Source organism: Microcystis aeruginosa LEGE 91341 (assembly GCF_015206885.1).
Lineage (GTDB): Bacteria > Cyanobacteriota > Cyanobacteriia > Cyanobacteriales > Microcystaceae > Microcystis > Microcystis aeruginosa_H.
Window position 1 is genome coordinate 91,599 of sequence record NZ_JADEXY010000003.1, and the last position, 7,340, is coordinate 98,938.

The 7,340-nt window shown below is 44.8% G+C and carries 6 protein-coding genes; all 6 read left to right on the plus strand.

Going from position 1 to position 7,340, the window contains the following annotated elements; genetic code table 11:
* The first annotated feature begins 38 nt into the window (after window positions 1–38).
* The 6 genes from IQ234_RS01220 (at window position 39) to IQ234_RS01245 (ending at window position 7,133) form a co-directional block, all read left to right on the plus strand.
* The gene (locus IQ234_RS01220) at window positions 39–785 is read left to right on the plus strand and encodes a PEP-CTERM sorting domain-containing protein (protein WP_193955722.1); all 747 of its coding nucleotides are present in this window, start codon (window positions 39–41) and stop codon (window positions 783–785) included.
* Window positions 786–1,034: 249 nt separating this feature from the next.
* Complete coding sequence (gene ilvD / locus IQ234_RS01225; protein WP_193955723.1) at window positions 1,035–2,720, plus strand: dihydroxy-acid dehydratase; 1,686 nt, start codon at window positions 1,035–1,037, stop codon at window positions 2,718–2,720.
* Window positions 2,721–2,911: 191 nt separating this feature from the next.
* Window positions 2,912–3,772, plus strand: a complete 861-nt coding sequence (locus IQ234_RS01230; RefSeq protein WP_193955724.1) for a tetratricopeptide repeat protein — start codon at window positions 2,912–2,914, stop codon at window positions 3,770–3,772.
* A 229-nt stretch (window positions 3,773–4,001) separates the two neighbouring features.
* A complete protein-coding gene (locus IQ234_RS01235; RefSeq protein ID WP_002731529.1) occupies window positions 4,002–4,436 on the plus strand; it encodes a ferritin-like domain-containing protein in 435 nt (144 codons plus the stop codon).
* A 34-nt stretch (window positions 4,437–4,470) separates the two neighbouring features.
* Window positions 4,471–5,391: an FTR1 family iron permease gene (locus tag IQ234_RS01240; protein ID WP_193955725.1), complete on the plus strand. Its 921-nt coding sequence runs from the start codon at window positions 4,471–4,473 to the stop codon at window positions 5,389–5,391.
* A 128-nt stretch (window positions 5,392–5,519) separates the two neighbouring features.
* Window positions 5,520–7,133: an ABC transporter substrate-binding protein gene (locus IQ234_RS01245; RefSeq protein WP_193955726.1), complete on the plus strand. Its 1,614-nt coding sequence runs from the start codon at window positions 5,520–5,522 to the stop codon at window positions 7,131–7,133.
* Window positions 7,134–7,340: the final 207 nt, after the last annotated feature.

Genomic DNA, 7,340 nt, shown 5'->3' on the forward strand with positions numbered 1-7,340 from the left:
ATCATCTCGCAATTAACCATATATCAGGAAAATTACTCATGTTTAAACTCCCAACTTTAACCTCAATTGCTGTTGCTGGTTTGTTAGTGGCGACGGCTGAAACTTCCCATGCTGCTATTGTCAATGGAAGTTTTGAAACTGGTAATTTTTCTAACTGGAATACCACCGGACAAACGAGCGTTGAAACTTCAAGTTTTCAGGTTACACCGGTTAACGGAAGTCATCAAGCCGTGTTACAAACTTGTTTTTTTCTCAATGCTTGTGACGACAATCAACCCTTGACTAATGCTAGTAATTTACAATCATTTCTCGGCTTATCGGGTAATCAGTTAAGCAATCTATTTGTTACTGAAGGTTCCGCTATCAAACAGACTATTACTGCTAATACTGGCGATGTTTTAAGCTTTTATTGGAATTTTCTGACTGATGAAGCTGCGGCTGATGTAGATTACAGCGATTTCGCTTTTTTTACCCTTAATAATACTTTATATCCTTTGGCAGATACTCAATCTAGTTTTCCGATTAATCCTTCTTTTTCCCATTTAACGAAAGAAACAGGCTATCAACCTTACACGATAACAATATCCGTGAGTGGAGATTATATTTTAGGGTTTGGGGTAGTTGATGTGGATAAGACAGGAGGAGGAAATGCTACTGGAAATTCAGCTTTATTAGTTGATAATATCAAGCTTACTAATATAGCTAAAGTTCCCGAACCTGATAGTATTTTCGGACTATTATTGACTCTAGTATTAGCCAGCAAGTGCAAGCGCAATAATTGTTAACATCACTCGCTATCAAGAAAACGGGTTTCTTAAAGAAACCCGTTTTATACGACAAACGGCTTTAGTCCGACTGCTGATTCCCGATAGTTGTCCCCTGAATCATCCCACAGTTTTATATTTTCTTTAGAGATGGGCTGTCCTAAAACCTGCTCAGAGCGGCCAAAAGTCAGAAAATAGAAATATAAGGTGCGATTAGAGAACTTGAGCCGCGATCGCACCCATCAGCCGCCATTGGAGAAAGATAAAGTTATGGCAGATAACTACAGAAGTCGCATTGTTACCCAAGGTACCCAACGCAGTCCTAATCGGGCCATGTTAAGAGCGGTAGGTTTTGGGGATGAGGACTTTAGCAAACCCATCATCGGCATCGCTAACGGATTTAGCACCATTACCCCCTGCAATATGGGAATTAATGATTTAGCAATGCGTGCCGAAGCAGCCACCAGATTAGCGGGGGGAATGCCGCAACTTTTCGGGACTATCACCATTAGTGACGGGATTTCCATGGGAACGGAAGGGATGAAATATTCTCTCGTTTCTAGGGAAGTAATCGCCGATTCCATTGAAACCGTCTGTAATGGTCAAAGTCTCGATGGAGTCCTCGCTATTGGGGGTTGTGACAAAAATATGCCGGGGGCAATGATTGCCATGGCCCGGATGAATATTCCCGCTATTTTCGTCTATGGTGGCACAATTAAACCGGGACGCTACAAAGATTGCGATTTAACCGTGGTCAGTTCCTTTGAAGCCGTGGGACAGTATAGCGCCGGTAAAATCAGTGAAGAAGACCTCATCGGAATTGAACGCAACGCTTGCCCCGGCGCCGGTTCCTGTGGTGGAATGTTTACTGCTAATACCATGTCTTCCATTTTTGAAGCCATGGGGATGAGTTTACCCTATTCCTCAACCATGGCCGCCGAAGATGAGGAAAAAGCCGATAGTACCGAAGAATCGGCCAAGGTTTTAGTCGAGGCGATTAGAAAACAGATTCTACCTAGCCAAATTTTGACCCGTAAAGCCTTTGAAAACGCTATTTCGGTAATTATGGCGGTGGGGGGTTCCACTAATGCTGTGCTGCACCTTTTAGCCATTTCCCGCACCATCGGGGTAGAATTATCGATCGATGATTTTGAAACTATCCGGCAGCGAGTACCGGTTATCTGCGATCTTAAACCCTCCGGTCGTTACGTTACCGTGGATCTGCATAAAGCCGGTGGTATTCCCCAAGTGATGAAAATTCTCCTGGTTAATGGTTTACTGCACGGGGATGCTCTCACCATTAGCGGTCAGACTATCGCTGAGATTTTAGCCGATATTCCCGACCAACCGCCCTCAGGCCAAGATGTTATCCGTCCTTTTAGCAATCCTGTCTATAAAGAGGGTCATTTAGCCATTTTAAAAGGAAATCTGGCCACAGAGGGGGCCGTGGCCAAAATTAGCGGCGTGAAAACTCCGGTAATCACCGGACCCGCGCGGGTGTTTGAGTCGGAAGAAACCTGTTTAGAGGCAATTTTGGCTGGAAAAATTCAAGCTGGGGATGTGGTGGTTGTCCGTTACGAGGGACCAGTAGGTGGACCGGGTATGCGGGAAATGTTGGCCCCCACTTCGGCAATTATCGGCGCTGGTTTAGGGGATTCCGTGGGATTAATTACCGATGGTCGTTTTTCCGGGGGAACCTATGGCATGGTGGTTGGTCACGTCGCTCCAGAAGCGGCGGTCGGTGGTACAATTGCTCTAGTCGAGGAAGGGGATCAAATCACTATTGATGCTCGTCAGCGTCTCTTGCAGTTAAATGTATCGGAGGAAGAATTAACCCGTCGTCGTAACCATTGGCAACCGCGGCCCCCACGCTATAAAACGGGAATTCTCGGCAAATTCGCCAAGTTAGTCTCCTCTAGCAGTCTCGGCGCTTTAACGGATCTGAATCTGTTTTAAAAGTATAACTAGGGTTTGCGGCAAAAAGCTTTTCCTGGTGGCAGGGTGTGGGGTGTGGCCCCCCCTACCCCCCCGACATCGGGGGGGGTGTGGGGTTTTATCGATTTTCAGGGAAAAAGCACCTGCTGCCTCCTGACTCCTGACTCCTGACTCCTTACCCCACAGTTAACCTTACTTTTGTCCAACTACTTATGACCTATCTACTTACTGTCTATCGAGCACTCGAATGCCGTCCGGATACCTATCGGGATTGGTATGACCAAGGCAATATTTTAAAAGAAAGAATGGACTATTTTGGAGCCTTAATCAGCTACGAAAAAGCCTTAGAATATTATCCAGATGATTATTGGGCATGGTACAAAAGGGGTATGATACTAGAAGACTTGGGAATGTATGAAGAAGCGGCTGAAAGTTACTCTAACGCTGCACAGGTAAAGGATGATAACTATTGGGCTTGGTACGATCAAGGTTGTGTTTATCTACAGGAATTAAAGGAATACGAAAAAGCGATCGCCTGTTTTCAACGGGCCCTAAGTCATAGTCCGGGGGACTATTGGGCTGCCTACCGGCAAGGGGAGGCCTATCGATTGCTCAAAAACTACGAACGCGCTATTACTTCCTATGATCTGGCCTTGGGAGCGCGACCCCGGGATTATTGGGCCTGGTATCGACGTGGCGACGCTTTCCGGGATTGGGGCAATCCCCAAGAGGCTTTATTTAATTATCGTACCGCCCTCGATATCCGACCGCAAGATTACTGGTCCTGGTATCAACAGGGTGTGATCCTACAGGAATTACAGCGTTTAACAGAAGCGATCACCTGTTATGAAGAATCGTTAAAAATCGATCAAGATGATCGCTATGCGTGGTATAATGCCGCCTGCTGTTATGCCGCTCTCGGTCAACAACAAAAAGCGATCGACTGTTTACGCGAAGCTCTAGACATAGAACCAGATATTTGCGGCGAATTAGCGCGTAATAACTTTGTTTTCGATGGTTTAAGGCAAAATGAAACCTTTAATGACCTCTTGAGTTGCTATTCCCCCGGCTAAAATCCTTTTGCAGCACCTAGGGTTTGCTGAAAAGGTTTTTTGGGGGGTGTGTGGGATTTTAGGCATTTTCAGGGAAAAAGTGCCGAAAACTTCGCCCCGATTGCTCGAATATCCGGCACTTTTTTGATGGCAAAAAAGCCTAAAAATATTAGCCAACAAGGTTTTTAGATTCATTTAGCCGGTTTGGATTAGCTACAATTGCAATTAGAGAAAAATTATTGAGAATCTTATGCGAGAACTAGACAGAGACAAAACCATCGAACAACTGAACGAAATCATGGAATTTGAACTAGCGGGAGTTGTCCGTTATACCCACTATTCCCTGATGGTGACAGGTCCCCATCGCATCCCCATCGTCCAATTTTTCCAAACTCAGGCCACGGAATCCCTCACCCACGCGCAACAAGTTGGGGAAATTCTCACCGGTTTAGAAGGTCATCCTAGCCTAAAAATTGCCCCCATCGAAGAAAGCTATGAACATAATATCAAAGCAATCTTGAGTGAGAGCCTCAATCATGAGAAAAAATCCCTTGATTTGTACAAAGCACTCCTAGAAACCGTCGAAGATGCCAGTATTTACCTAGAAGAATTCGCTCGCGGTATGATCGGACAAGAAGAATTACATAATCTGGAAATTCGCAAGATGCTGCGGGATTTTGCTTAAGCTAGGATCAAAGCTAGAGTTTATTGACTAGCTTATGAATCTCAGTTCCGCTTTACCCACTTTTATTATCACTCTCCGGGAAGGTTTCGAGGCCGCTTTAGTGGTGGGAATTGTCCTCGCTTGTTTAGAAAAATCCGGTCGATCGCAACTTAACTCATGGGTGTATCGTGGTATTGGTGCAGGAGTAGTGGCTAGTGTTTTGGTCGGTGTTTTGCTAGGGGGAATCCTTTTGCAAGTGGATGCCTCTCCTAGTCCTTATGTACCAATGATCAAGGAATTACTGGCCGCCACTTTTGGACTAATTGCCGTTTTGATGTTGAGTTGGATGTTAATTTGGATGACTCAACAGGCCAAATCTTTGAAATCTGAGGTAGAAAGTGCGGTAAAAGCGGGTTTAAAAGCGGAAAATGGGGCAGGAAAAGCGATTTTTCTGCTCGTTTTTATCGCTGTCTTGCGGGAGGGATTTGAAACTGTCCTCTTTATCCTGGCCCAATTCCAAAAAGATTGGCAGATACAAGCGTTCGGTGCGATAGCGGGGTTAAGTTTGGCGACTTTGTTGGGAATTCTCCTATTTGCAGGGGGAGTAAAAATTAATATCCGTCTCTTTTTCCAAATTATGGGGACTTTCCTGCTCTTAATCGTTGCGGGATTACTCATCGGTGTTTTGAAACATATCGACGCAGGAATCAGTCTTTTAAGTGAAATTGACCCTTTTTATCGCAATTTCTGTCCTTCTCTCCCCTCCTCCTGTCTTCTCGGTTTTCAAGTTTGGGACGGTTCCCAAATTTTGAGCGATCGCACTTTCCCCGGACTCCTCCTTAAATCCCTGTTTGGTTATCGTCAAAACCTCTATATCAGTCAAATTGTTGCTTATATCCTCTTTTTACTGCTTATCGGTGGCCTCTATTTCCAAAGCTTACGACAACGTCCTCAAACAGTGATCAGTAAACAGTAAACAGTAATCAGTGAAAAGATGGCAAGAAACTTCTATTTAATACTGCTCACTTAAAAACTCACATCTGATAACTGTTAACTTACCCACTGATAACTTACCCACTGATAACTGATAACTGATAACTGATTATGACTACTTGGCAATGTGACGGTATCCCTAAAGATGGTAAAACCTATCCGCAAGCAATTGCGGGAGGTCATGAACCCTGCGAAAATACTACTCCTGATTGTCCTATCTGTGGCCTACCTAGGGAAGCGATGGATCCCGTAACAACGACGGTTAAAACCACAGTTGTAGTCTCCCCGGGGGGTACAACGAGAGTCGGTCAAAAATCTAACTGGTTACTTCCCTTCGCTTTGATAATTACCGCTTTAACCGCAGGTTTAGGGGGTTGGAGTCTATTGCAAATGGTGATTCCCAAACCCGATACTCCCCAAGTTGTCAGGGAAGAAACCCCAGACAAGCAACCCAAGGCAACTTTTGTGAGTAATACGGCTAAAAATCCCGATTTATTTAGCCAAGGTGAGAAAATACTGCTTAATTCCACTTCTAACAAAGAAAAAGGCGCAGCGGCCTTTAAAAAAGAAGATTGGGCAAATGCGATCGCATCTTATCAACTAGCAGCTACTCCCCAAGCAAACGATCCGGAAGGCAAAATCTATTACAATAACGCCAAAGCCAGAGAAAAAGGTAATCAAAATACTATAGCCGTCGTTGTCCCTATCGCTAACGACCCCAACAGCGCCAAGGAAATTCTCCGGGGTGTGGCCAGGTATCAAGAGGAGTTTAATAATTCTAATCCGGGTAATCCTTTAGAAATAGTCATCGCTAATGATGGCGGTGGGTTACAATCAAAAGCGATAGCCGATGATCTGATTCAATCCGGTCAAGTTTTGGCAGTTATGGGCCACGGAATCGACCCTTTCAGTCAAAAAGCGATTGAAAGTTACGAAAAAGAAGGATTAGCGATTCTTTCTCCCCTGACTACCAGTGTTAGTCAAACGGGAAATGCAACCCTGAAAACTATTCCCCTTAAAGATAAATCTCAGGAAGTTTTAGGCAGTTATCTGGAAGCAGTGGCCAAAACTGTGGCTAATTATGCTAGTAAGCAAGAGAATTCTCCGTCAGTGGTTCTTTTTTATAATTCCGATAGTCCCTATAGTCAAAAATTAAAGGATTCCTTTGCTAAAGCGATCAAAGAACCGGGAGGCCAGATAGTTAAGGAAATGGACACAACTAAAGGCAATTTTAACCCTAAAACCGCCATAGATCAGGCAAGACAAGCCGGCGCTAGGGTGGTATTTTTGGCCCTGAGCAAAGATGGCGATCGCATTGATCAAGCCGTGGCCATTGCCCAAGAATCGTCAGGAATGCTCTTATTAGGCGGAAATGAACTTTATACACCTGATATCCTTATTCAAGGAGCGGATAGCATCGACGGATTAGTTCTAGCAGTACCTTGGAGTTTCCAAGCAACGGATCCTTTTGCTAAAGATGCGCTGAAAAGTTGGCGCGGTCGCGTCAGTTGGCGTACTGCTACCGCCTACGATACCATGAAAGTATTAGGAGAAGCGATCGCTAAAAGTTCTGACCGTGCTACTGTAGTCGAAACTTTAAATCGAGGAATCACCTTGCAGGGAAACACCACGGATTTTAAGATTTTTAATCAAGTTCCCCTAGTGCGTGCTAATCGCGGCAATGAGGGGCCAAAGGGTTCTCAATATCAATTCGATCCCATCTAAAATAGACAATGTGATGTCGAGGAGTAGAAATCAAGTCTAATTTTATGAAGAATATCTTAGCCATCTTAGCCTTATTAATGTCGGTGTCGGGAATTGCCGTATCTTTGGGACGGGAGGAAGTCCGATGTCATCTCGGTTTAGAATCGGCAGCCTGTCCCCGGGAAGAAGAAAAAACCAGCGAAGACACCCCCGCAACTACCCCGGAAT